Here is a 25,327-nt window from a genome sequence, read left to right as displayed (position 1 = left end):
TTCAGCTTCCTCGTTCGCAAGCTCTCTGCGGGATCTCGTCCGCCCTTTCTACCGCGGGAGTTTGCCGTTTCCCTCACCCCTTTGCTGTTATGGAACTTAACGGACCCATGGTTGAGATCATTTAATCTCTTACTTAAGGAAACTGTATTTTAGCTCTACATATAAGGCTTTAGATCACTTTGGTGCATATATGATTCACCCCCATGATCTACATCAGAAAACCTTACGATAGCTGCGGTTCCGTTCGTCACCATTCGGCTAAGGTGGTCTGGGGAACGGGTTGACTCCTCCGGTAGAAAGGGCGAGCGAGATCCCGCAGGAACGTAGTGACGAGGAAGCTCGATCGGTCTTCCGGGGAAAGCAACCCGTTCCACAGACCACCGCACTGCATTATCATAACGGAACCACCCCGCACTAGCTTATTCAAGATAACTGCCAGATTGTTGAATAAACCATAAAAAAACGCATGTGATATTATTTAATCACATGCGTTTCTATTCTATTTGAACTTAAAGTACGCTTGCGTGGCCTTCGTAAATGTCGCCGCGTGAGGAGTCGATTGTAATGTCGTCTCCGTCTTTAATCAGTTGAGTAGCTTTTGGCACTCCAACAATTACAGGAATTCCAAGGCTAAGACCTACAACAGCTGCGTGTGAAGTTAATCCGCCTTCTTCTGTAATGATTCCGCCCGCTTTTTCGATCGCTGGCATCATGTCTTTTTCAGTACCAATGGTTACAAGGATATCTCCTTCTTGAAGCTTGCTTTTAGCTTCTTCACCATCTTTAGCAACAACAGCATTTCCATATGCATGTTTACGACCTACGCCTTGACCTTTAGCAAGAACGTCACCTACTACATGAACTTTCATGATGTTTGTAGTGCCACTTTCACCAACAGGAACTCCTGCAGTGATGATTACACGATCGCCACGCTTGAATACACCTGTTTCTAGTCCGCGATCAATCGCTACAGTTAACATATCATCAGTGGATTCAGAGCGTTCACCAAGAACAGCCTCTACACCCCAAACCAGAGCTAATCTGCGCTGAACACCTTCGTCAGATGTGACAGCTACAATAGGAGCTTTTGGACGATATTTAGAAATCATACGAGCCGTATGGCCACTTTCAGTAGGTGTAACAATGGCCGGAACACTTAAGTTCATAGCAGTGTGTGTTACAGATTGGCTAATCGCATCTGTAATCGTCATGTCACTTGTACGAGAACGATTGCTTAAGATCACCTGATGATCTAGTGCAGATTCAGCACGTAGAGCAATGTTGAACATCGTTTGTACTGCTTCAACTGGATATTGGCCAGCAGCAGTTTCTCCACTAAGCATAATCGCATCTGTTCCATCAAAAATTGCGTTTGCTACGTCACTTGCTTCAGCACGAGTTGGACGTGGGTTACGCTGCATTGAATCAAGCATTTGTGTTGCAGTGATCACTGGCTTACCTGCTGTATTACACTGGCGAATTAGTTCCTTTTGAACAAGAGGTACTTCTTCTGCAGGGATTTCTACACCAAGGTCACCACGAGCCACCATTAAGCCGTCACTTACTTCTAGAATTTCTTTGATGTTATCAACGCCCTCTTGGTTTTCAATCTTAGGGATGATTTGAATATGCGTTGCATCATATTTTTCTAACAGTTCACGAATTTCTAGAACATCAGATGCACGACGAACAAAAGATGCTGCGATAAAATCTACACCTTGTTCAATTCCAAATACAATATCATTAGCATCTTTATCAGTAATACCAGGAAGGTTTACGCTAACGTTTGGAACGTTTACACCTTTTTTATTCTTTAAAGGTCCAGAATTAAGAACACGAGTCTTAATTTCGTTCTGTTCTTTAAGTACTTCAAGTACCTCAAGTTCAACTAGACCATCATCTAATAGGATTTTTCCGCCTACATGCACGTCATTGATTAGACCCGGATACGTCACAGAGAATCGCTCCGCATCTCCTTCAATATCATCCATAGACACATAAGCAATAGATCCTTTTTCAAGATAAACTTCGCCTTCTTTAAGTGTACCAGTACGGATTTCTGGTCCTTTTGTATCGAGTAAGATACCTACAGTTTCACCTACTTGACGAGATGCTTCACGAATATTTTCAATTCGCTGCCCATGCTCCTCATAGTCTCCGTGTGAAAAATTTAAACGAGCCACATTCATTCCTGAATCGATTAATTGAGTTAATTGCTCAACTGATTCAGATGCTGGGCCAATAGTACAAACAATCTTTGTTCTTTTCATGATTAAGATCCTCCTCTATATTTTTCTTTAACCAGTTCGAACTGAAATCGTTCCCACAGTCCCGAGGATACGTTAGATCGATAGTTCTTTGGAAAGCTTATACATATCTAAATCTAGCTGATGCTTGTTGTTTAATGCTTCAATAATGTCATGGTCAACGAGTTGATTATTTTGAATACCAACCATGCGTCCTGCTTTTCCTTTTATAAGAAGGTCAACAGCTTGTGCACCTAAACGACTTGCTAACACGCGATCAAATGCAGTTGGTGAGCCACCTCGCTGGGTATGACCTAAGACAGTAACACGTGTCTCAAGGCTTGTCGCATCTTGAATTCTCTGTCCGTAATCGAAACCAGAGCCAACACCTTCAGCTACGATAATGATACTATGACGCTTACCACGTTCATGTCCTCGCTTTAAGCGTTCAATAATATCCTCAAAGTTGTCATCTACTTCTGGAATCAAAATACTTTCTGCACCATCAGCTAAACCTGTCCAAAGTGCAATATCGCCTGCATCTCGTCCCATTACCTCAATAACGTATGTACGTTCATGAGAAGTAGCAGTGTCACGAATTTTATCAATTGCATCAATAACAGTATTTAAAGCTGTGTCGAATCCAATTGTGAAATCAGTCATTGGGATATCATTGTCGATTGTTCCAGGGACGCCTATGCAAGGATAACCTGCTTCTGTTAATTTCTTAGCACCCATGAAGGAACCATCTCCTCCAATAACTACAAGCCCTTCAATACCATGCTTCTCCAGTTGATCGATCCCTTTTTGTCGACCTTCAGGAGTTTTGAAGTCTTCGCAACGAGCCGTGTACAACATCGTTCCGCCTCGCTGAATAATATCTCCTACAGAACCAATTTCCATTTTTTCGATGTTCCCATCAATAAGTCCTTGATATCCGTAGTAGATTCCATATACTTCAATATCGTGATAGATACATTTACGCACAACAGAACGAATTGCTGCATTCATCCCTGGTGCGTCTCCCCCACTAGTTAAAACGCCTATTTTTTTCATCATTTATCACCTCAATTGTCTTTAAATAACAATTTATTAAACAGGCCGATATTGTCCTCATTCCAAGATACTGCTAATCAGCCTTTTTGACAAGAATAAATCGTTTTTCCCCAAAAGTTCCAAATTCAATAATGTTCTGAAAATATGCCTAACCATCATGAGACTTTTCTCTTAACGATAATACAATACAAGAAAAAGCTATTTAAGACAAACTATTAGAAAAACACGGTTATCGCCAAAAATGGCGAAACCGATGTCTTTTCTTACACTTTTATCCTTAACAATAGTTAAACTTTCTTAAAGTGAAAAAAAAGAAAAGAGGCGTGCAACCTATTGATTGCACGACCTATATCTACTCTTCCCTTATTGAGTAGGAACCAATCTTTTTATATTTTTCCCATCTTTCTTCAAGCAATTCCTCTTGGGACAACTGTTTTAATTCTTTTAAGCTTTGTTCTAATACGTAATCAATATTTTCTGCTTGAGTACTTACGTCACGATGTGCGCCACCCTTTATTTCAGGGATGATCTCATCAATAACATTTAGTTGTTTTAAATCATAAGAAGTGATCATCATGGATTCTGCAGCTTGTTGAGCTCGCCCCGAATCTTTCCATAATAACGCAGCTGCACCTTCAGGAGAAATGACAGAATACGTAGAGTTTTCAAGCATATGGATACGATCTCCTACTCCTAATCCAAGGGCTCCACCGCTTCCACCTTCTCCAATAACAACACAAATTACAGGTACTTTGAGTCCAGCCATTTCCATTAGATTTCGTGCAATCGCTTCACTCTGTCCACGTTCCTCGGCTGCTTTACCTGGATAAGCCCCTTTTGTATCAATAAAACATACAATTGGACGGTTGAATTTCTCAGCTTGTTTCATATGACGTAATGCTTTTCGATACCCTTCTGGGTGAGGCATACCAAAATTACGGCGTATGTTTTCTTTTGTATCTTTTCCGCGCTGATGACCAATTACCGTAACGGGCTGATCTTTATACTTTGCAACACCAGCAACGATTGCCTCATCATCACCAAAACGACGATCCCCATGAAATTCAAGAAACCCAGTAAATAGTTCATGAATATAATCAAGCGTGGTAGGGCGCTCAGCATGACGGGCCATTTGAACTCGATCCCATGGCTTCATATTGCCATAAACATCAGCTTCAAGCTTTACTAAGCGTTCTTCAAGGGTTTGGATCTCTTCGGAAAGATCAACGTCACTTTCGCTCGTAAACTCTTTTAACTCAGCGATTTTTTCACGCAGTTCCATAACAGGTTTTTCGAACTCTAATACTTGCTTCATGACGATTGCTCCCCTCCCTGGTGAATATCTAATAGGGTGGATAATACTTCTTTCATATCTTGACGGTGTACGACACGATCCAATTGACCGTGTTTTAATAAGAATTCAGCCGTTTGGAAGTCTTCTGGAAGCTCTTCACGGATTGTTTGCTCAATGATACGTCTTCCTGCAAAACCAATTAAGGCACCAGGTTCTGCAAAGTTGTAATCTCCAATTGAAGCAAAGCTTGCAGATACTCCACCTGTAGTAGGATGAGTCATGAAGGATATCATTAACCCTCCCGCTTCATTGAATCGCTGAATGGCAACGGACGTCTTAGTCATTTGCATTAAACTTAAGACACCTTCTTGCATACGAGCTCCACCACTTGCTGTAAAAATAATAAAAGGAATTTGAAGCTCACGTGCTCGTTCTACTGCACGTGCAATCTTTTCCCCAACTACTGATCCCATGCTTCCCATACGAAAGCGTGAATCCATAACAGCACAGGCCGTTTCTACGCCATCAATAGTACCTTTACCTGTTACAACAGCTTCATTTAACCCTGTTTTCTCACGATCTTTTTCTAGCTTTTCTAAGTATCCCGGAAATCCTAATGGGTTTTCTGAAACAATTTCACGATCCCATTCTTCAAATGTGTTTTCATCAAACAGATATTCAATACGCTCATAAGCGTTTAATTGTTCATGAAAATCACAATTTGGACAAACATTTAAATTCTTCTTTAACTCTTTACGATAGAAGATCTTATGGCAATTGGGACATTTTTTCATCAAACCTTCAGGAACATCTTGTTTCGCTTTTTCACGAGGGATCGATGCATATTTTTTCTTCTTGCTAAAAAAGTCTTTAAGCAAGGTGATTCCTCCTTTGGGACATTAACAGCTTGTCTATTACCTATCTCATTACTCTATCTAAAAACAAATAAAAGTGTTGTAGAAATATGTCTAAGAAATTTCGACATTTTCTTCATCATAGAATTGAGAACTTAATTCCTCAATTTTTTGCTCATTTTTTTCTTTCAAGGCTTCTATATAGGATTTATAGAGTTCAATATTATATACAGGTTTATGGAATGTACGAGAAAACTCTTCCATAAGCCTCCAGATCTTTTGGAGGAGCTGGTTTTCCCCAGCTTCAAAAAGAACTGTGAAGAAGTCATAATGAAACGTTTCAGAGCCCTTTTCAAAGGATTGAATCAATTTCTTGAATTCTTCAAAATCCTTTGTTTCTAATTGCTCCATAGCAATTTTAGCAGCCTCTTTTTCAATAATCTGCTTTGTTGCCTTCAGGTTTTCCCTTGTTTTTGACTCCTGCAAAATAAAGGCTGATAGAATTTCTACCATATGATATGGGCGATAGGAACTAAGAAATGTTCCTTCGCCTCGTCTCGTTTCAATTAAACCTAATAATTCCATAGCTCTTAGCGCTTCCCGAACAGATGAGCGACCTGCATTAAGCTGCTCAGCCAATTCCCTCTCTGAAGGAAGCTTATCACCTGGTGAAAGGCCTTCAAACTCAATGTAACGACGTATCTCTTTCAATACCTCTTCATACACTTTGGATTTCGATGGCATTGTCACTGATCAGGATCACTCCTTCAATAAATAGTAGTGGTCCTTCTTTTATTTAGGTTCGTCAATTAACGTAAGCTGTCTTGTTTTTTCAGCCACTTGTTCTGGGTCAACATCTTGACGTGCAACGCCAGATTCCATTGCCGCTTTAGCAACAGCTGCTGCAACTGCCGGCGCTACGCGTGGATCGAATGGAGCTGGAATTACATAATCTGCGTTTAACTCATCCTCACTTACTAAAGATGCAATGGCCTCTGCTGCTGCAATTTTCATTTTTTCATTGATTCGAGTCGCTCTTACATCTAGAGCTCCTCTAAAAATACCAGGGAACGCTAGCACATTGTTTACTTGGTTAGGAAAATCAGAACGGCCTGTCCCAATCACACTTGCACCCGCTTCTTTCGCATCTTCAGGCATAATCTCAGGTTCAGGGTTAGCCATCGCAAATATAATTGGATCATCATTCATGTTCTTGACCATTTCTTTGGATAATAAACCACCAACAGAAACTCCAACAAACACGTCAGCACCCTCAAGCACTGTTTCGAGGTCGCCTTCTTCTTTATCTTTATTCGTCATTTTAGCTATTTCATCTTTCACATCGTTCATGCCATAGCTTCGGCCTTCATAGATTGCGCCTTTAGAGTCACACATAATAATGTCGCGTACACCGAAATGGTAAAGTAATTTGATGATGGCAATTCCTGCAGCACCAGCACCATTAGCGACAACCTTTATATCAGACCATTTTTTCCCGGAAAGCTTCAAAGCATTCATTAGACCTGCTACAGTAACAATAGCCGTCCCGTGCTGATCATCGTGGAAAATCGGAATATTTGTTTCTTTCTTTAATTGCTCTTCAATAATAAAACAGTTCGGTGCAGCAATATCCTCTAAATTCACCCCACCGAATGTAGGCTGCATAAGTTTAACGGTTTGTACGATCTGGTCTACATCATTCGTATCTAAACAGATTGGAAAAGCATCTACTCCAGCAAAACTCTTAAATAAGGCTGCTTTCCCTTCCATTACGGGTAACGAAGCTTCTGGTCCAATATTCCCCAGACCTAGTACAGCTGATCCATCACTCACAACTGCTACCATGTTTCCTTTCATGGTGTAGTCATATACGGAATCTTTATGATCATAAATTTCCTTACAAGGCTCAGCCACTCCTGGAGAATAAGCTAAACTTAAGTCTTCTTTTGTTTTGATAGGGACTTTAGATTCTGTGCTTAATTTCCCTTTGTTAACACGGTGAATATGTAGTGCTTCTTCACGTAAATTTTTAGACAACGATAACCCGCTCCTTTAATCAATTCATCATTGTTTGTTCCTGTTTAAAGAATAGAAATGCTTTAAATCATTTAAAGTCTATTATAAGTCCTAAATCACAAACTTTCTAACGTTACAAAAGTGGTCTGACCACTAACCTACTTCATTATAACAAATCGCTTTTTCATGTAAAGAATTTGTATATATGCTCCTATAGTTTAGGCATAATGTTCTATAGGTTAGATACGCTTAAATCCGTACACATAAAACCTTTTTCCATTATGCCTAAATTGCCATTTCTTTTATTTTAGAACCACGTTTTCTTCACCTAAAAATCCATACAGTTGCTTCATCAATGCATAAGATGCGTCAACCCAATACTCTCTTGATAATTGGACCGTTTCCTTTTTGTCTGCATTATGAATAATAATTGGAGTCGGTCCAGGATATTTCGAAGCAAGCTGTTTAATCTCCTGATAAACTGATTGTTCATATTCACCTGTAATTTTCAAAAATAAACGCTTCCGCTCTTCTTCATGTAAACTTTCCTCTTGAAATGGATTCATCGCTTCCACAATCCATTGCTTCGATCCATTTCGCTCTTCAATTCTTCCTTGTATAAATACAAGCATCTCTTCAGATAACCATTTTCGTAGATCACGGAATACATTCGGAAAAACTACAGCTTCCATTTCTTCCTGTTCATCACCTAAAGTTAGAAACGCCATAGGGTCTCCGCGTTTTGTACGGATCACCTTCATTTCTTGTACAACCACAGCAGTTTTCAGCCCTTTTGGTTTAGAGGACTCTGCTGCTTGTTGTAAGGAAAGAAATCCATTAGCTCTTAGCTTGGTTCGATAAGTTGATAAGGGGTGAGAGGAAACATACATCCCTAATACTTCACTTTCTAACGCTAATTGTTTCAGTTGGTTATAAGGTTCCATTTCAACGTATGTTGGATCAAGATCTACTGAACCAAACATGGACCCTTGCTCGTCAATTTCGCTAAACAAATCGCCTTGCTCCATAGCATGATGGATACTAGCCATAAGAGAAGCTCGATTCGAATAGGTCTCATCAAATGAACCAGCCAAAATCAGGGATTCAATGACTTGTTTGTTTACAACTTTCAAAGAAACACGTCTGCAGAAATCAAACAGGTTTTGAAAAGGCTTTGTTTTTCGGGCTTCCAAAATTTCTGCTAGAGCATTCCGTCCAACACCTTTGATCATGGAAAGACCCATTCGAATACTACCATTTTCTACAGTGAACTTGGAGAAGCTTTTATTAATTGATGGTGGCAGAACATCCATCTCTAGATCCTTTGCTTCCTTGATATAGGATTGAATCTTATCATTGGATACTGAGCTCATGAGTTCAGCCATGAAATAGGCCGGGTATTGTGCTTTTAAATAAGCTAACTGATAAGAAATCATACTATACGCTACGGCATGACTTCTATTGAAACCATAATTGGAAAAACGCACAATCCAATCAAACAATTCATCCGCTACTTTTTCGGTGTATCCATTTTGCAAGCAACCTTGAATAAATGATTTTTTTTGCTCCATCATTAAATCATGTTGTTTTTTACTTACAGCTCTTCGTAAAAGGTCAGCTTGCCCTAGTGAGAAACCAGCCATTTGGTGAGCCATCTGCATAATTTGTTCTTGATAGACTAAGACGCCATATGTTTTATCCAAAATTGGCTTTAAGTCAGGATGAGGATAAGTAACTTGTTCTTTTCCGTGCTTTCTACGAATATATGCAGGGATAAACTCCATTGGTCCTGGACGGTATAAAGCGTTGACAGCAACAATATCCTCGAAATGAGTCGGTCCAAGGTTTTCTAAAACGTCTTTCATCCCTTTAGACTCAAGCTGGAAAACCCCGTTTGTTTTTCCTTGTCTAAGGAGGGAGAATGTATTCTTGTCATTAAGAGGTAGTCGTTTCACTTGAATTGATTTGCCTTCATTCTGCTCGATGGCTTTCGTGATCTTCTCGATCAGCGTTAAATTTCTTAATCCAAGAAAATCCATTTTCAACAACCCTATTGATTCTAATTCATTCATCGCAAATTGAGTTAATGGAATCCCATCATGCCCATCTGTTAATGGTACATTCTGCATTAATGATTGCTGACTAATGACCACACCAGCTGCATGGGTTGAAGCATGTCTTGGCAAACCCTCAAGTTTAGTTGCAATTTTAAATAACTGCTTCAAACGATCAGATTGTTGAATATACACTTGGAGATCTTTTGATTCTTGAACAATTTTCACAATAGAACTTGATGCTTGCTGTGGGATAAACTTCATCAAATAAGAAGCTTCTTGAGCATCTACCCCCATCGCTTTAATCAACTCTCTTAAAACAGAACGTGGCCCAAATGTACCGAATGTAATAATTTGAGCAACATGATCAGCCCCATATTTTTGTGTTACATACTGAATAACTTCATCTCTTTTTACATCAGAGAAATCAATGTCAATATCAGGCATCGAGATTCGTTCAGGATTGAGAAAACGTTCAAAAAGAAGGTCATACTCAATTGGGTCTACATCAGTTATACCTAATAAATACGAAACAAGAGAACCTGCTGCTGATCCACGCCCCGGACCAGTCATGATGCCATTCTTACGGGCAAAACTCATAAAATCCCATACGATTAAAAAATAATCGCTAAACTTCATAGATTCAATTACCTGTAGCTCATGCTCCAACCTCTTCTTATGAGCATCACTAACTTCAGCATAGCGTTTATGAAGCCCTTTTTGACACAGTTGTCGTAAATATTGATCTGAGCTCACTTCACTTGGTACAGGGTATTTCGGTAGCATCATGCGATCGAAAGAAAGTTCTAGATTACATTGCTCAGCAATATCCACTGTGTTTTGAAGTAATGCAGGCTTCCAATCCGAAAATAACTCATACATCTCTTGTGAGGAACGAAGGTGATGCTTGGTGACACCATAATCTTCAATTTCACCAGACCATTTCTGGTTAGACCGTATGGATTGTAGGCAATCATATGCAAGAGCATCTTCTTCTCTCAAATAACGAACATCATTAACCGCAACCATTGGGACTGAAGAAGGAAAAACTTCTTCTAGAGCTACATGTAAATGGCGCTCCTCTTCCTGTCCATGATCTTCTACACCTATGTAAAAGCTCCCCTCTTCAAATCGACCCTGCCAGATTTCAAGTAAACTTTGGATAGAAGTTTGATTGTTCTGTAAAACCAAAGGATGGAATGAAGAATTATATATTGGGAGAATTCCAATGCAGCCAGTAGTGTACTGAGCAATTTCACGTTCTTCTAGTATTTGCTGACCTGACATTTGAATATAGCTACTTAACTTTAATAAGCTCTCATAACCTCTCCTGTTCTTTGATAATAAGACCAATTCTTCTTCACCTGTAGAAGTTGCTACTTTTATGGATAAACCGATAATGGGTTTGATCCCATTTTTCACACATGTTTGATAAAAGGAAACTGCTCCATACATGACGCCTTCGTCCGTTAAGGCTAATGATTTGAAGCCAAGCTCCTTTGCACGCTTAACAAGCTTTTCTATTGTATTGGTACTGTTCATTAAACTGTATCCACTACGAACCTGTAAATGAACAAATTCCATCGTACTTCCCGCCTCATTCATAAAATCTATTGTATCCCTTAGTGTATCACGTTTTGAAGTTGAAACGTTGACATACCTTTCCCGAATTGGCCATAAACATACATTAAGGGATGTTGTACAAACCATTAGGGGTGGATCATATGGAAGAAGAACGTTTTTTTGTTTATTTAATACAATATTACTTTATAGCTTTAGGGGTAATGGTTGGAGGTTCTTTAATCGGAAGTATAGGTGCTTTCGCAGTTGGAGATGCCCCTCTTACGTATATGGGACAATTGGCCAAGCGTCTACGAATCTGGGCAATCGTAGCTGCTATCGGGGGAACTTTTGATGCCATTACGAACTTTGAAAAAGGGCTATTTGAAGGTTCGACAATGGATATTGTAAAACAAATTATGCTGATTATTTCAGCAATGGGTGGAGTTCAAACGGCTCTTCTTATTTTAGAATGGTTGATACAAGAGGAAATCACATAATGCATATTCCACCATATTATAAAAAAGCAGGCTGGCAGAAGTTTTTTGCAGGGATGTTTATTGGTGGAGTCATTGCTTATGCTATATTCCTGTTTATGTATGGCACTCATTTTGAAAATTGGATTGAAGAAAATTTAATGCTTCGAGATGAAATTCGTGATTTAAAAGATCGGGCTGAAACATTAAATAAAGATAAAGAAGAGCTAAATGAGAAGCGTAAGGAGCAGTTAGTCATTCAATCAGTCGAAATCGTATTTTTAAATGAAAGTAAGTTACTTTCACAAAATTTAACTGACCGCCTTAGCATTTATAAGTTGAGGGAACTCGCCAAAGAACAAATCCATGATGTAATTGGAAAAGATGTAAGCAGTGTTGCAGATAATGAGCGCCTGATTATCAAATCACTTGAAAGCAAAATTTATAGGGTAGATGAGTTCACCTATGAGTTGGAAGTGGAACGCCTAATTATTTCTCCTAAACTTACAGTAAGCTTACAAATAAAAATAACAAAAAATTAAGTCATTTTTACGTTTTCTTCTATAAAAATCAGGGAAGAATAGATAGATAAAGCCAATTTTCATATAAGGACAACTTCCGGATTAGGATGTTGTGAATCCTTTGTGAAAATTCTAAAAAATTTATCCCACATTTCAAATTTTTTTATACAATATAAATAGGCAAAAACCATCTATAGAAAGGGTGAGTTAACATGCTAATTCTAGATCAAAAACGTTTAGTTCAGAGCAAACTAGAACAATTGAACAAAGGCGAGATTGCCTATGCAGAGTCAAAAGAAATCATTCGCCTTGTTAAGCGAGAATTAAATAAGCAAAACTTCCCTGTCGTTTATGATGAAACGGATTCTGGCTGCTGGTTCATCCCTCAACATGAAACTGTCTTATAAACCCACTACATCATTCACATAGAATACTCTTCATTCATCAGAATACCTAGTCCAGAATGTTGAAACCCCCTTGCACTCATGAGTGTAAGGGGGTTTATTTCTTCCTATTGTTCTTTATAAGCTAGACAAGCCTTTTCTAAATCCTCTTTCACATCTTCCATAGCATCCCAAGAATAAATAGAAGCTCCTGCAGCCATTGGATGCCCTCCACCATTGTATCTTGCAGCAATTTCATTCACTACAGGACCTTTTGAACGAAGACGTACGCGAATGAGGTCTTCCTCCTCTACGAAGATCGCCCAAGCAACAATGCCTTCTACATCTCCTAGCACACCCACAAGACTAGACGTTTGGCTCGGGGTGATATTGTATTCCTCCAGTATATCTTTTGTTAGTTTTACAGTACTTAAGCCTGAAGGTGAAACAGAGAAGTTTTGTAAAATATACCCTTTCAATCGAACGATGGTATCCTCTGTAGTATAGAGCTTCTCATAAAGCTCAGAGCGATCAAACGAATACGTAACAAGTTGAGCTGCAAATTGGAATGTCCTCTTTGTTGTACTTGGGAATAAAAAGCGTCCTGTATCGCCTACAATCCCTGCATATAGTAAGCGAGCAGCTTCATCCGTCATTTTTAAACCATACTCCTGAAGGTCTTCGTAAAATTCATAGATCATTTCACTTGTAGAACTTGCCTCTGTATCAACCCACTGGAGATCTCCATATGAGTCAACGTTTGGATGATGATCTATTTTAATAAGCTTTTCTCCAAGCTTATAACGTTGATCACATACTCTTGCTTGATTAGCTGTATCACAAACAATAACCAGAGCCTCTTCATAACGAGAATCTTCAATCGTTTCCATTCTAGTTAAAAACGTAAGTGAATCGTCCTCTTCCCCTACTGTATGTATCGATTTTTCAGGAAAAGTAGATCGTAAAATCTCAGCTAGTCCACCCTGCGAACCAAGCGCATCCGGATCAGGACGAACGTGGCGATGGATAATAATCGTGTGATATTGCTTTATAGCATCAAGAATTTGTTCTTTTATCATGACCGTACTCCTTCTCTATTTGAAGATCTTTAGGTACTATTTAACCATATTACACAAAAAATCGGTAGCATAATTTCTCTTTTAAAGATACAATGAAAGGCGAAACTACCAAAACATAAGAGGTTGATATCATGATTATCTTTCCACTGACGATTGTACTTTCGATTACAATCTATTTATATTTTAAAGTTCAAATTATCAGAACTAAAGATCCATTACACCAAGAATACACAAATGCTAAAGCAAGAATTGCTCTAGGACTTTTCATCACTACCTTCGGAGCAAATCAATACGTTTTCTACCAAACGAAGCTAGCCCTGTTTATTGGTATCTTGTTTATTGTGTTAGGAATTATGCAAATGGTTCACGGATACCGCAAAACTAAATTTTACGGAAAACAACTAAAAGAACGAGTAGAAGCATAATTCAAAGGCAGTCTTCATGATTAAAAAAACGACCACATCACTGGTCGTTTTTTTAAAAACGTAATACCTACCGATCAATAAGCTGTGCCATTAAGAGGGCTTTTCCTACTAATACCCGGTCGTTATAGACCTCAACATCTACTTTAGCAAATTTCCTTCCCACTTCTAAGATCCGCGGTTTAATTTCTAACATGCTCTCAAGCTGAACAGGTTTTATAAAATAAATCGATAAGTTCTCAACAACCAAATCACCTTTTTTATATTGATGAAGCAAGCGACTCCCAGCTTCTATTACTAGTGACGTAAAGACTCCATACGACAATGTTCCAAGTTGATTTGTCATTTGAGGCGTAACCTCTGTCTGATAAACAGTCTGCTCATCCATATCAACAGATTCTTGGAGTTGATTTGTGGCTAAATCATCAATCGTTTCACCTACTTGAGGCTGGCGTTGAAGGTGTTGCAGAGCTTTTAGAACATCCTGACGTGAGATAACTCCCTGAAACTTATAACTTTGATCCACCACAGGCATGATCTCTATCCCTTCCCATACCATCATATGCGCAGCATTTGCTAACGATGTTCTCGCTTGAACGGTCATAGGATTCTTTGTCATCACTCGCTCAATCGTAGATGATTGGTCTTTGCCAATCACATCTTTAGACGTCACCATACCTACTACTTTTAATTGATGATCAACAACAGGATAACGACTGTGCATCGTCTCTTCATTTAACTCGTGCCATTTCTTCACCAGATCTGTTGTGTATAAAAAATACGATTGCTTGAAAGGTGTATAGATATCATCTACAACAACAATTTCCTTTTTAATGAGCTGATCATAAATGGCACGGTTGATCATTGTAGCTACTGTAAATGAATCATAGCTCGTTGAAATAATTGGCAATTGCTTTTCGTCAGCCAACCGTTTTACATTTTCATCCGTATCAAACCCACCTGTAATAAGTACAGCTGCGCCTTCTTTTAGAGCAAGCTCATGAGCATTCGTACGGTTTCCTACTATAAGTAAGGAACCTGCTTCTGTATAACGCATCATAGCATCAAGCTTCATGGCCCCGATAACAAATTTATTTAAAGTTTTGTATAATCCTTCACGTCCGCCAAGAACTTGGCCATCCACAATATTTATAATTTCAGCAAATGTTAAACGTTCGATATTGTCTTTTTTCTTTCGTTCAATTCGAATCGTTCCCACACGCTCTATGGTGCTCACAATGCCTTGATTTTCTGCTTCCTTTATTGCACGATAAGCAGTTCCTTCACTAACCTCAAGCGCTTTGGCGATCCCTCTAACAGATATTTTTGTACCAATGGTTAGAGATTCAATGTGTGTTAAGATCTGTTCATGCTTGGTTGCCAATTCATTCACCATTCTTTCAAAACTGTACTAGTCAAATTACCATCTAGTGTTATTATACAGATGAATGAAATCGGCTTCAATTTTTTTTAGAAAAACATGGGTATTTCATTTATGAGAAAACCCTTGTTTTTTAACCTAACGTGAAACAGAATATCGTTTCTCTTCTGCCGCAGAGGGACTTTGTAATTGTGTGCCTGTTGGAATTTTCATAACAGTAGCTAGGTTTGAACCTGCTACTAGTAAGAAAAATACCAACCATGCCAGCCAAAAATAAGAAGCTAACGTTCCTCCCTGTACTTGTAAAGAAGGCCAAGCCATATATAACAAAAAACATGACAGCAAAAGTCTAAGCAATGCATTTTGTCTCATTGTCTTCATTCCTACTTCACTCCTTTCAGTCCTTGGTTAAATTTATGCAAGGTAGACGGGCCTCATGAATCTCATTAAGAAATAGATTCATATTGTGAATACACATCCTAAATAACATTAGAAAAACACGGTAATCGCCAAAAATGGCGAAACCGATGTCTTTTCTTATACTTTATACCTTTACAATAATTAAACTTTCTTAAAGTATAAAAAAGAGCTGACCCCATTAGGGATCAACTCTTAAAATTGTTATGCTGACTGTTCGTTTGCTTCTGTTATATTAATTACGTTTTCTTGATTATGCTGAACAGATCCTGGAGCATTTACCACGACTTCTTGTCCTTCAGCAAGGTTTGTAAAGACGATCGGTGTAACCACAGATGGAGCATTCTCTTTTACATAGTCCAGGTCAACTTCCATCAAGGTTTGTCCTTGTTTCACTTCGTCTCCTTCTGCAATCTTTGCAGTGAATCCTTCACCATTTAACTTCACTGTATCAATACCGAAGTGAATTAATATTTCTGTTCCCTGCTCGTCTACTAAACCAATCGCATGTTTAGTTGGGAATACATTTAAGACTTTACCATTTACAGGTGAAACAATTTTTCCATCTTCAGGCTCAATAGCAAAACCATCACCCATCATCTTACCTGAGAAGACTTGATCTGGTACTTCAGTAATTGGCATGATTGTCCCTTTCAATGGACTCACAATATTCACATTACCATCAACAGGTGCTGCAGTTGTAGCATTCGATGTTTCCTCCTCTTCTGTAGGGCGAGGTGTTTTTCCATCGATAATATCTTGCATTTGACCGCGTAACGTATCTGATACAGGTCCGTAAATAGCTTGAATGTTGTTTCCAACTTCCATAACACCAGATGCACCAAGGTTCTTCAAACGATCTTTATCCACTTGACCTTTATCGTTTACAGATACACGTAATCTTGTAATACAAGCATCTAGGTGAGCGATGTTGTCTTGGCCACCCATAGCCTCAAGAATCTCAAATGGTTTGTTACTAGAATCTCCGCTTGCCTCATCTGCTGTTTCTGCTTCACGACCAGGTGTAGCCAAGTTAAATTTCTGAATAGCAAATCGGAAACCAAAGTAATAGATTACAGAGAAGCATAGGCCTACGATAATGACCCACCACCAATCCGTACGGTTAGGCATAACTCCAAATAGAATGAAGTCAATTAAACCACCGGAGAATGTCATACCAATTTTAACACCCAGGATCTCCATGATCATAAAGGATAATCCCGCAAAAATTGTATGAATTCCAAATAGCACTGGTGCTACGAATAGGAAAGAGAACTCTAATGGTTCTGTGATTCCTGTTAAGAATGAAGTTAAAGCAGCAGATGCCATAATACCGCCAACAACTTTTTTACGTTCAGGTTTTGCTGTGTGATAAATCGCAAGTGCAGCTGCTGGTAAACCGAACATCATGAAAGGGAATTTTCCAGTCATAAATGTACCTGCTGTAAATTGAACACCATCTTTTAACTGTGAGAAGAAGATTGCCTGGTCACCACGAACAATTTCTCCTGCTTCGTTTGTATAAGTACCAAACTCAAACCAGAATGGTGAATAGAAAATATGGTGTAAACCAAATGGAATTAAGGCACGCTCAATTACACCGAATACGAATGCAGAAATGGTTTGATTAGTTTCAAGCATTAAGTGTGAGAATGCATTTAAACCATTTTGAGCATATGGCCATAAGAAATACATAATGATACCTAAAATTAGTGACGTAAACGCTGTAATAATCGGTACGAAGCGTTTACCTGCAAAGAAACCTAAGAACTGAGGTAATTCAATATTAAAGAATTTCCGGTATAAGAATGAGGCCCAAACCCCGACTATAATACCGCCAAATACACCCGTTTGCAGTGTGGGTATTCCTAATATTTCAGCGTAAGCTGGATTACCGCTTACCATATCAGGCTGGATATCCCCAAGAACACCCATTGTGACATTCATAATCATGTAACCAATAATGGCAGCTAAACCTGCAACACCATCACCATTTGCTAATCCAATTGCTACTCCGACTGCGAATAATAGTGGTAAGTTGTCAAAGACAACACCGCCCGCTTCCGCCATTAGTTTAAGAATTTCTTGTACCCAAGGCTGGCCAAAGAATGAAAATTTCTCTACAAAACTATCTTGGGCAAAGCTCGTACCAAAGGCGAGCAATATTCCCGCTGCTGGTAACAAAGCAACAGGAAGCATTAGTGCTTTACCGACTTTTTGCAATGTACCAAATGCATTTTTAAACATCTCGTTTTCCCCCTTTAATAAGTTAGAACAGCCACCCCACTTAACATCAAAGCGTTTTCACAAACGCAAAAAGAGCAATAAAAAAGGCATGAGTAGAAAAGTTAAAAAGGGAGTAAGGGATATACGTATCCTCAGAACAACCTTTTCATCTTTTCGTACTCATGCCTGATCGTGTCAGTTACACGCACCGTTAAGATTTATGGGTTAGACGCTGTAAATGAATCGTTAAATAAACGGCTTCGGATTCATCTACTGGCTTATTTAGCTGTTTTTGCATTACTTTAATCAATTTCCATGAAAGATTATAGCACACAGGATATTCATGTTTCAACATCTCTACAAGTTTATCCTCTTTACCAATACTTTCTTCCTGATAAACTCGATCAATTGCTCTGTGTAAGTGCTGAACGAGACGGTGATAATTCACACTTTTCTTATCTATCGTCATCTCAAATGTTTCCTCTACTAGGGTAACCAATTTTGTAATCAAGTGATTGTGCTGATGAATCTCACTTAAGGATTTTTCTGTCACCGCACTATGAATATGAAGTGCAATAAAACCTACTTCCCCTTCTGGAAACTGAATCCCCATCTCATCATACACCATCGTTACGACTTCCGAAGCGATTTGATATTCTTTAGGATACAAGGATTCGATTTCATTTAAAAAAGGGTTCGAAAACTGCATATTTTTCTGAGCTCGATTAATAGCGAACGCGAGGTGATCCGTTAATGCGACGTGTATATGTTCGTTTAACTCCTGGCCCATTCGCTTCTCAATATGAATAAGAATATCATTCATAAAATCAATAAACGTCTCATCGATATGCGGAAGAAGATTTACATACTGTTCCTTTTCTTGCTGATTGCTTAAGAGAAAGGTTTTATCAGCCTTATCAAGTGAAAAATGGTCCCCTTTTTTACATCCAAAACCTATCCCTTTTCCAATCAATACAACTTCTTCATATGTCGGATGTTCTGCTATGATTACGTTGTTGTTCAATACTTTCTGAATGATAACTTGTCCTTCCATATATATCCTCCACATACTTTTGCTCTATTCGCAGTACTTAAGCGATTTCATTTATAGTGCATTACATATCATATATGCGATTCGTAAAGAAAACAAGTAAGTTTTTCCCTGCCAATTTCATACATCACATATTAGAAAGTCTTTCTCTAATCCATCACACCTATGTAAATCAACTTATAAAATATTAGATTGGACGGAAAGCGTTTACAGGTTTTACAATCTAAAGTGTTCTAAGTGTGTATTTAGAAGAGAGGAGATCAATCCATGATAAAACTATTTATAACCGATTTGGATGGAACTTTATTGGGGATGAACCATTCTATAAAACCAGAGGACATACAAGCTGTTCAGACTCTACCTGAAAAAGGAATAGACTTTGCAGTTGCCTCAGGTCGAATGGACCACGAAATAATTGAAGTCATGAAAAGAGTTGAAGCCAGAGCACACCGTGTAAGTCAAAATGGTGCATTTCTTTATGACCGTGACGATCAACACATTCATTCTCAAACATTTGAAGGAGCTCTTGCCCAAAGAATTCTAGATGTTATTGAGGACGAACCATTGATTAAAACCGTATCTACCGCTGATTCCACCTACACCGCGAAGCACAGTAAATGGATTGATTTGATCTCTGAACAGTTGTTTCATGACATCATTGTCGAACCAAGCTTGCGTGACCATGTAGGCACAAAGATTCAAGCTTCTAAAATCTCCTTAAACGGAAAAGAACAAGAGGTTATGGAAGCTTATGAACGTATTTATTCATCACTTCACAACGATGTAGATATTTTCATTTCTCATGAGTCTTGTGTAGATATTATGCCAAAAGCTATAAACAAAGGAACAGGAATTACAGCATTACTTGATAAACTAGATGTTAAACCGGAAGAGATTGTATGTATAGGAGATTCATTCAATGATCTATCTATGTTCGAGTTAACCCCTCATAGCTATGCGATGTCGGGGGCTCACCCTGAAGTAAAGGAAAAAGCTAATCATGTAGTAGATCATGTTCATGAGGCTATAGAGGATATCGAAAAGAAAATGAGTGTAATACAATCTAATTAATAAAAATCACGTAAAAAAGCACGTTGGTCGTCATGAAACCAACGTGCTTTTTTATATTCTATAGGTCTATGGAGTCTCCTACATTCATATGCTTACCGACACCGTTTTTCAACCCATTGGCAAAAGCTTCACCATCTTGTTCGATTAATGGGAATGTGTTGTAGTGGATCGGTACAACCGTTTTAGCTTGGATCCATTCAGCTGCTACAGTTGCATCCTCAGGTCCCATTGTAAAGTTATCTCCAATTGGTAGGAAAGCAAGATCGATGTCGTTACGTTCCCCAATCATCTTCAAGTCTGTAAACAAGCCAGTATCACCTGCATGGTAGATGGTTTTTCCTTCAGCACTAAATAGGATTCCTGTTGGCATACCTGTATAAATAATCGTGCCGTCATCTTCTGTGTAGCTAGAACCGTGAAAAGCCTGTGTAAACTTCACTGTACCGAAATCAAATTCATGAGCCCCACCAATGTACATTGGATGTGTATCAAGACCCTTGTTCCCTAAATACGTTGCAAGTTCAAAAGGCGCTACTACAAAAGAATTGTTTCGTTTTGCAATATCAACTGTATCTCCCACGTGGTCATTATGTCCATGTGTTAGGAGAATAACGTCTGCTTTAACGGTGCTTGCATCTAAGTCACAGTTTCCGTTGTCAGAAATAAATGGATCGATTAAAATCGTTTTGCCGTTCGTTTCAATTTGTACAACTGCGTGTCCATGAAATGATACTTTCACAAAAAACCTCTCCTTTTCGTGTTTAAATGTCTCACACCTTTTAAGGTGTCCCTTCCTTTTTATACCCGCTTAATAGTTTTTCCATGCCTGTTCATATTTTTCGATTAAATGAGGGCGAATTAATGTATTAGGTTCTAAATCTACACGTTTTCCATTTTTCATAATTTTTTCATCCTCATCTTTACCGAAAAACGTTAAAGCAGGGATCATATCATCAGATAAAAAGCGAGTCGGTACATCTACTTGTAATTGATCACTGTTTATATTCTCACGGCTTGCTAAAACAAATCCCCAATTCCCAAAGCTCGGAATATCTACATGGAAATTTTCAGTATGTAATCCTGTAGATGCAATGGTTTCAGAGATTGTCCAATATACACTTGTAGCAAAAATTGGACTTGTGGATTGGACCATCATAGCGCCACTAGGCGACAAATGATTTCGAAGCAATGAATAGAATTCTTTCGTGTACAGCTTATTCAAACTTTCGTTATTTGGATCGGGTAGGTCAACTATGATGACATCATACCATTGATCTGAATGTTCCATAAACTCAAAAGCATCTTGATGAATCACATTTACGATATCCCTCTTTAAAGCTCCTTCGTTCAGATTCAATAGATGCACATTTTTATTAGCTAACTCGACAACTCGTGGATCCAGATCTACCAATGTGATTTGATCTAAGTGATTATATTTCATAAGTTCTCTTGCAGCGAGGCCATCTCCTCCCCCAAGTATAAGAATGTTTTTGGGGTTTTCTGCTTGAGCCATCGGTAGGTGAACCAGAGGCTCATGGTACCGATATTCATCAGAAGAACTAAATTGAAGAGCACCATTAAGAAACATCCGAACATCACTCTGATCCTTAGTCAAAACAATTCTTTGATACGCCGTTTCTTCCATATGAATAATAGGGTCTTTATACAATTTTTGCTCGAATCGATATACGGTCTCTTCTCCAAAAAATGTCCCAGCTAATAAGATCAAACCAATGAGAGATCCTGTAATGACATACCAAGCCATGTGACGAATTTCATTTCGGAATAACCATAACATCACAAGCGCTACACTTAAGTTGATCGCACCAACGACAAACGCACTTTTAACCATACCCATTTCTGGTCTGAAATAAAAAACAAATAAAAGCCCACCAATTAAACCACCTGCATAATCTGAAAATAACACGCGAGCCGTACTTTTATTTAATTCGACTCCTATTTCATTAGCCTTGCGAATGAGTATAGGGAGTTCAATACCAGTGAGAGCTCCGATAATGAAGGTGATCAAGTATAGAAACAATGCATCTGAACCTGCTGGAGCAAATGCTGACAAAGCAAACATGATAAAGCTCGATAAGCCCCCTAACAGAGCAACAGCAAATTCAACTTTAATAAAAGCAGTAATGAGATCCTTCATCACTTTTTCACTTAAGGATGCTCCTACTCCCATCCCCGTTAAAAAGAGCGAAATCGTTAAAGTGTATTGCTTCACCCCGTCCCCTAATATGTACGAGCCTAAGGCACCAAATAATACTTCAAAAATAATTCCACAGATCGAGACAATTCCTGATGCCCAATAAATTGTCTTACTTTTTCTTGCTGCACTATCGCTCATTTCTCCGATCACTCCGACTTCTTGGAAAAAATACACCGATCACTCCGCTACAGATAAGAGTGATTTCATTCCCTATTGAAGAGCCCTTGAAGAGTATTCTTCAAGGGCTTTTTCTAAGCGGCTTATGTAATGGAAGCACCGATGACAAAAGCTAAACCAATGGATACACCCATGGTTACGATTCCTACAGCCACATTATTTTCATGAAGTTTCTCTTCGACTGAAAACTTGCGTGTTAACCCTTCAAAAACAAGGTAAGCAACCATTTGCAACACAACACCTACAATTCCCCAGATCACTGTATCTAAAATTTGTGCGGAGTTATAAATCGCAAACGATAGAATGATACAAATCCCTATAATTTTACCTGTTACAGACAAAGCAATAGCGGTATTTCCTTTACCTATTTCATCCCAATCCTTATACTGCCTTGTTAAATTTTCAAAAATAAATAGTCCGATAACAACCACTACAATGGCTACAACAAAATATAATAACGTTAATAAAAATGGTCCCATGTTTTACCCTCCTTATTTTCCGGAACTAGGTCCGCCTCCACGTCCAGATGATCCTCGGAAACTTCCCGATGATCCAGAACGATATTTTTCACTAGAATACCCTCCATAACAACCACCGCTTAAACAAGCTTTTCTTCTCTTTTTGCCCCAATCGTCAACGTCAAGCACTTCATCTAAAACCCATAAGGCAAACAATCCATTGAAGAAGTTTGGAGAATAATTATTTCGAACGAATCGGTCACTTGCTATTTCGATTAACGTGACATCACTGCTCTGTTCACTTTGTTTAAACGTGATAAAGGTATCAGCATAAATTAATACTTTTTTTCCATTGTTATAATCGCTCTCTCGATCTGGCTTGAATTTTTCTGAGACGATATTAGAGAGCTCTTTCACACCAAACCGCTGGGTCACATAGATACGAGCTTCTTGATTACTTTGATTCCCTCGAACTTTATCCAATAATGGAAATGTACTGCTTACAAAGTCTTCAGCATTTTGAAAGCTTCTGTTTTCCATTCTATTCATTAAAGTTTGTTTGCTAGGCTCTTCAGGGAATGTATATGTATTCTGCATACCTCGATCTAACTCAGCAAACCCTTGGCTACAGCTGGTTAAAAATAAAACAGATAAAATAGCAATAAGAACCCCTTTTGTTTTCAAAGCTTCTTCCCCTCCTTTCTTATTCATAACTTGCACCATAAAGCATATGAAAGATTGGCCCGCTTTTAGAAGCAGGCCAATCTCTATTCCACAATCACAGAAAGCACAAGGTATTGCTCATAGATGTCTAGCTCCAGCGCTCAGTAACGATGGGACTTCCCTCGTTGCTGAGCACTTGCGCTTTTCTTATTATTCTTTGCCCATTTTCTTCTTTAATTCAGCTAACTCATCATCTACGCTGTCTTTTTCTAGTTCAGCAAATTCATCATCAAGGGAACGGCTAGATTCAGACAAATCTTCACTTGTTTCTGCTTCCGCTTCATATTTGAGAACTTTTTCTTCCATACGCTCAAACCCTTGTTTGGATTCATCGCTATTAATACCAGACATAGAACGGTTCATTTTTGTACGAGTTTTAGCTGACTCAGCACGAGCTTTAAGAGAATCTTTCTTTAACTTCATTTCTTGGTATTCTTTTTTCATTTCATCAAGCTTAGTACGTAAGCTTTGTGAATCACTCTGTGCACGCTCATAAGATTCTTTTAAAGAATCTGCTTGTTCTTGCTGGTTCTTTTTGTCTTGAAGAGCTCTTCTTGCAAGATCCTCATTACCAGATTCAATTGCTTTTTCAGCTTGTTCTTGTCGTTTGTCTGCAAGCGCTTGAGCGTCATCATATTTACGCTTCAACATTTTCTCATTTGCAATTTGCTTAGCTACTGCACTCTCAGCGTCGCGAATATCGCTTTCCATATCACGCATAAATTGTTCCAGCATTTTCACAGGATCTTCCGCTTTATCTAGCATAGCATTTAACTCAGAATTCACAACAGTACTAACACGCTTAAATAATTTAAACATTTCGTTTTCCTCCTTTTATATTAAAAAGATATTGCTTAGCTTTTAGGGTTTCTTATGACCCAGCCAATATTTTAATCTCGTATTCCTCAATAGGATGGCCTACACTCACTTCTGCTTCAGTCCCCCATGTTTCAACACTTAAAAACTGCTCCTCGTCTTCATCACAGTAATCCGCATAATGTGTGGTCTTCCCATGAATGTTTTCACTACGACCTTGCCCTAATACTTGAGCTTTCCCTTCTTCATCGAGATAAAATGTTTTCCCATCATATTCAAGCTTTTTGGGGAATGGTTCAGAAACAGGAAGTTTTATGGATTTATATATGCCAAGCTCCAATTCCTCATCCATTTCTGCAGAAAGCCAGATAGAATTTCTGCCTTCTAGCAGTTGGTAGGAGTACCACTCATATGAACCATCACGATAAGTGATCTTTCCTACAACTTCATAATCCACTAATTCATACGAAACGATATCTCCCACCTCGATATTTAAGGGAGTTCGTTCTTTTATCTGGGGTTGATTTCGATCTTTACCTTTAGAAAACAATCTTGAAAACAATCCCATTTCTTCACCTCACTTCAGGATCGATCCTATTCATTAGAGTAATACGATTCATGTGCCGAAATGTTTCATTTTTTTATTATTTCTTTTAAATAATAAGAAATCCTTTTAATTTAAATAAACTTTTTATAAAAAACACTACCATAATACGAAAGAAATTATTCAATTATATGGCAGGATTGTAGAAGACTTGAAACTGAGAGGAGTCCGTTGCTGTAAAGTAATTTGTTGCGGTCAGTGAAACGGCAAGCCTGTTGTGGAAG

Annotated in this window: 23 protein-coding genes; 5 read left to right on the top strand and 18 right to left on the bottom strand. The window is 38.6% G+C overall.

Annotation, left to right across the window (positions count from 1 at the left end):
• Positions 1–509: 509 nt before the first annotated feature.
• From pyk to dnaE, 7 genes are all read right to left on the bottom strand, one after another.
• Complete coding sequence (pyk, locus tag H514_RS0112890) at positions 510–2,270, bottom strand: pyruvate kinase (protein WP_027447335.1); 1,761 nt, start codon at positions 2,268–2,270, stop codon at positions 510–512.
• Positions 2,271–2,342: 72 nt separating this feature from the next.
• Positions 2,343–3,302: a 6-phosphofructokinase gene (gene pfkA, locus H514_RS0112885; RefSeq protein WP_027447334.1), complete on the bottom strand. Its 960-nt coding sequence runs from the start codon at positions 3,300–3,302 to the stop codon at positions 2,343–2,345.
• A 352-nt stretch (positions 3,303–3,654) separates the two neighbouring features.
• Positions 3,655–4,617 (bottom strand): acetyl-CoA carboxylase carboxyl transferase subunit alpha, encoded by a 963-nt coding sequence (gene accA, locus H514_RS0112880; RefSeq protein ID WP_027447333.1) that lies wholly within the window; start codon positions 4,615–4,617, stop codon positions 3,655–3,657.
• Positions 4,614–5,474 carry an acetyl-CoA carboxylase, carboxyltransferase subunit beta gene (gene accD, locus H514_RS0112875; protein ID WP_027447332.1) on the bottom strand — a complete coding sequence of 287 codons (861 nt, stop codon included), beginning with the start codon at positions 5,472–5,474 and terminating at the stop codon, positions 4,614–4,616. Before accD ends, accA begins: the two co-directional genes overlap by 4 nt.
• A 90-nt stretch (positions 5,475–5,564) precedes the next feature.
• Positions 5,565–6,194, bottom strand: a complete 630-nt coding sequence (locus H514_RS23035; protein ID WP_231566625.1) for a FadR/GntR family transcriptional regulator — start codon at positions 6,192–6,194, stop codon at positions 5,565–5,567.
• Between the two features lie 48 nt (positions 6,195–6,242).
• Complete coding sequence (locus H514_RS0112865) at positions 6,243–7,487, bottom strand: NAD(P)-dependent malic enzyme (protein WP_027447331.1); 1,245 nt, start codon at positions 7,485–7,487, stop codon at positions 6,243–6,245.
• A gap of 281 nt (positions 7,488–7,768) precedes the next feature.
• Positions 7,769–11,104 carry a DNA polymerase III subunit alpha gene (gene dnaE / locus H514_RS0112860; RefSeq protein ID WP_027447330.1) on the bottom strand — a complete coding sequence of 1,112 codons (3,336 nt, stop codon included), beginning with the start codon at positions 11,102–11,104 and terminating at the stop codon, positions 7,769–7,771.
• A gap of 140 nt (positions 11,105–11,244) precedes the next feature.
• Here dnaE and H514_RS0112855 point away from each other — a divergent pair, with 140 nt between their 5' ends.
• The 3 genes from H514_RS0112855 (at position 11,245) to H514_RS0112845 (ending at position 12,484) form a co-directional block, all read left to right on the top strand.
• Entirely contained in the window at positions 11,245–11,580 is a 336-nt protein-coding gene (locus H514_RS0112855) for a YtrH family sporulation protein (protein ID WP_027447329.1), read from the top strand.
• Positions 11,580–12,098, top strand: coding sequence for a sporulation membrane protein YtrI (gene ytrI / locus H514_RS0112850; RefSeq protein WP_027447328.1), 519 nt, complete (start codon positions 11,580–11,582; stop codon positions 12,096–12,098). The genes H514_RS0112855 and ytrI overlap by 1 nt, the downstream gene beginning before the upstream one ends.
• Before the next feature lie 191 nt (positions 12,099–12,289).
• Positions 12,290–12,484: a hypothetical protein gene (locus H514_RS0112845; RefSeq protein ID WP_027447327.1), complete on the top strand. Its 195-nt coding sequence runs from the start codon at positions 12,290–12,292 to the stop codon at positions 12,482–12,484.
• Between the two features lie 104 nt (positions 12,485–12,588).
• Here the strand turns inward: H514_RS0112845 and H514_RS0112840 are convergent, their stop codons facing one another.
• Complete coding sequence (locus H514_RS0112840) at positions 12,589–13,536, bottom strand: DHH family phosphoesterase (RefSeq protein WP_027447326.1); 948 nt, start codon at positions 13,534–13,536, stop codon at positions 12,589–12,591.
• A gap of 134 nt (positions 13,537–13,670) precedes the next feature.
• Here H514_RS0112840 and H514_RS0112835 point away from each other — a divergent pair, with 134 nt between their 5' ends.
• On the top strand, positions 13,671–13,964 hold the full coding sequence (locus tag H514_RS0112835) for a YtpI family protein (protein ID WP_027447325.1): 294 nt from the start codon (positions 13,671–13,673) through the stop codon (positions 13,962–13,964).
• Positions 13,965–14,031: 67 nt separating this feature from the next.
• Here the strand turns inward: H514_RS0112835 and H514_RS0112830 are convergent, their stop codons facing one another.
• The 4 genes from H514_RS0112830 to glcT form a co-directional block, all read right to left on the bottom strand.
• Positions 14,032–15,345: a CBS domain-containing protein gene (locus tag H514_RS0112830; RefSeq protein WP_027447324.1), complete on the bottom strand. Its 1,314-nt coding sequence runs from the start codon at positions 15,343–15,345 to the stop codon at positions 14,032–14,034.
• Positions 15,346–15,480: 135 nt separating this feature from the next.
• Positions 15,481–15,723 carry a hypothetical protein gene (locus H514_RS24970; protein ID WP_051255141.1) on the bottom strand — a complete coding sequence of 81 codons (243 nt, stop codon included), beginning with the start codon at positions 15,721–15,723 and terminating at the stop codon, positions 15,481–15,483.
• A 240-nt stretch (positions 15,724–15,963) separates the two neighbouring features.
• Positions 15,964–18,006 carry a glucose-specific PTS transporter subunit IIBC gene (ptsG, locus tag H514_RS0112820; RefSeq protein WP_027447322.1) on the bottom strand — a complete coding sequence of 681 codons (2,043 nt, stop codon included), beginning with the start codon at positions 18,004–18,006 and terminating at the stop codon, positions 15,964–15,966.
• A 190-nt stretch (positions 18,007–18,196) separates the two neighbouring features.
• Entirely contained in the window at positions 18,197–19,039 is an 843-nt protein-coding gene (glcT, locus tag H514_RS0112815) for a glucose PTS transporter transcription antiterminator GlcT (protein WP_027447321.1), read from the bottom strand.
• 264 nt (positions 19,040–19,303) lie between these two features.
• Here glcT and H514_RS0112810 point away from each other — a divergent pair, with 264 nt between their 5' ends.
• The gene (locus H514_RS0112810) at positions 19,304–20,107 is read left to right on the top strand and encodes an HAD family hydrolase (protein ID WP_027447320.1); all 804 of its coding nucleotides are present in this window, start codon (positions 19,304–19,306) and stop codon (positions 20,105–20,107) included.
• Positions 20,108–20,165: 58 nt separating this feature from the next.
• On the opposite strand, the gene H514_RS0112805 is transcribed toward H514_RS0112810, so the two are convergent.
• The 6 genes from H514_RS0112805 to H514_RS0112780 form a co-directional block, all read right to left on the bottom strand.
• Positions 20,166–20,846, bottom strand: a complete 681-nt coding sequence (locus H514_RS0112805; protein WP_027447319.1) for a metal-dependent hydrolase — start codon at positions 20,844–20,846, stop codon at positions 20,166–20,168.
• A gap of 69 nt (positions 20,847–20,915) precedes the next feature.
• Entirely contained in the window at positions 20,916–22,463 is a 1,548-nt protein-coding gene (locus tag H514_RS0112800) for a polyamine aminopropyltransferase (RefSeq protein ID WP_027447318.1), read from the bottom strand.
• A gap of 122 nt (positions 22,464–22,585) precedes the next feature.
• Positions 22,586–22,981, bottom strand: coding sequence for a DUF350 domain-containing protein (locus H514_RS0112795; protein WP_027447317.1), 396 nt, complete (start codon positions 22,979–22,981; stop codon positions 22,586–22,588).
• Positions 22,982–22,993: 12 nt separating this feature from the next.
• A complete protein-coding gene (locus tag H514_RS0112790; RefSeq protein ID WP_027447316.1) occupies positions 22,994–23,644 on the bottom strand; it encodes a DUF4247 domain-containing protein in 651 nt (216 codons plus the stop codon).
• A gap of 189 nt (positions 23,645–23,833) precedes the next feature.
• A complete protein-coding gene (locus tag H514_RS0112785; RefSeq protein ID WP_027447315.1) occupies positions 23,834–24,502 on the bottom strand; it encodes a PspA/IM30 family protein in 669 nt (222 codons plus the stop codon).
• Between the two features lie 52 nt (positions 24,503–24,554).
• Positions 24,555–25,067 carry a DUF4178 domain-containing protein gene (locus H514_RS0112780; RefSeq protein WP_027447314.1) on the bottom strand — a complete coding sequence of 171 codons (513 nt, stop codon included), beginning with the start codon at positions 25,065–25,067 and terminating at the stop codon, positions 24,555–24,557.
• Positions 25,068–25,327 lie beyond the last annotated feature (260 nt).

The sequence above is a fragment of the Pontibacillus marinus BH030004 = DSM 16465 genome, from assembly GCF_000425225.1.
Classification (GTDB): Bacteria; Bacillota; Bacilli; order Bacillales; family BH030062; genus Pontibacillus; species Pontibacillus marinus.
The sequence above is the reverse complement of the archived record's forward strand: the minus strand, read 5'-3'. Positions and strand labels throughout refer to the sequence as shown.

What these genes read in the sequence shown, in the direction of transcription:
- pyk (WP_027447335.1), bottom strand. Translation starts at nt 2,270, where the DNA reads ATGAAAAGAACAAAGATTGTTTGTACTATTGGCCCAGCATCTGAATCA.
- pfkA (WP_027447334.1), bottom strand. Translation starts at nt 3,302, where the DNA reads ATGAAAAAAATAGGCGTTTTAACTAGTGGGGGAGACGCACCAGGGATG.
- accA (WP_027447333.1), bottom strand. Translation starts at nt 4,617, where the DNA reads ATGAAGCAAGTATTAGAGTTCGAAAAACCTGTTATGGAACTGCGTGAA.
- H514_RS23035 (WP_231566625.1), bottom strand. Translation starts at nt 6,194, where the DNA reads ATGCCATCGAAATCCAAAGTGTATGAAGAGGTATTGAAAGAGATACGT.
- dnaE (WP_027447330.1), bottom strand. Translation starts at nt 11,104, where the DNA reads ATGGAATTTGTTCATTTACAGGTTCGTAGTGGATACAGTTTAATGAAC.
- H514_RS0112855 (WP_027447329.1), top strand. Translation starts at nt 11,245, where the DNA reads ATGGAAGAAGAACGTTTTTTTGTTTATTTAATACAATATTACTTTATA.
- ytrI (WP_027447328.1), top strand. Translation starts at nt 11,580, where the DNA reads ATGCATATTCCACCATATTATAAAAAAGCAGGCTGGCAGAAGTTTTTT.
- H514_RS0112845 (WP_027447327.1), top strand. Translation starts at nt 12,290, where the DNA reads ATGCTAATTCTAGATCAAAAACGTTTAGTTCAGAGCAAACTAGAACAA.
- H514_RS0112835 (WP_027447325.1), top strand. Translation starts at nt 13,671, where the DNA reads ATGATTATCTTTCCACTGACGATTGTACTTTCGATTACAATCTATTTA.
- H514_RS24970 (WP_051255141.1), bottom strand. Translation starts at nt 15,723, where the DNA reads ATGAAGACAATGAGACAAAATGCATTGCTTAGACTTTTGCTGTCATGT.
- ptsG (WP_027447322.1), bottom strand. Translation starts at nt 18,006, where the DNA reads ATGTTTAAAAATGCATTTGGTACATTGCAAAAAGTCGGTAAAGCACTA.
- glcT (WP_027447321.1), bottom strand. Translation starts at nt 19,039, where the DNA reads ATGGAAGGACAAGTTATCATTCAGAAAGTATTGAACAACAACGTAATC.
- H514_RS0112810 (WP_027447320.1), top strand. Translation starts at nt 19,304, where the DNA reads ATGATAAAACTATTTATAACCGATTTGGATGGAACTTTATTGGGGATG.
- H514_RS0112800 (WP_027447318.1), bottom strand. Translation starts at nt 22,463, where the DNA reads ATGAGCGATAGTGCAGCAAGAAAAAGTAAGACAATTTATTGGGCATCA.
- H514_RS0112795 (WP_027447317.1), bottom strand. Translation starts at nt 22,981, where the DNA reads ATGGGACCATTTTTATTAACGTTATTATATTTTGTTGTAGCCATTGTA.
- H514_RS0112785 (WP_027447315.1), bottom strand. Translation starts at nt 24,502, where the DNA reads ATGTTTAAATTATTTAAGCGTGTTAGTACTGTTGTGAATTCTGAGTTA.
- H514_RS0112780 (WP_027447314.1), bottom strand. Translation starts at nt 25,067, where the DNA reads ATGGGATTGTTTTCAAGATTGTTTTCTAAAGGTAAAGATCGAAATCAA.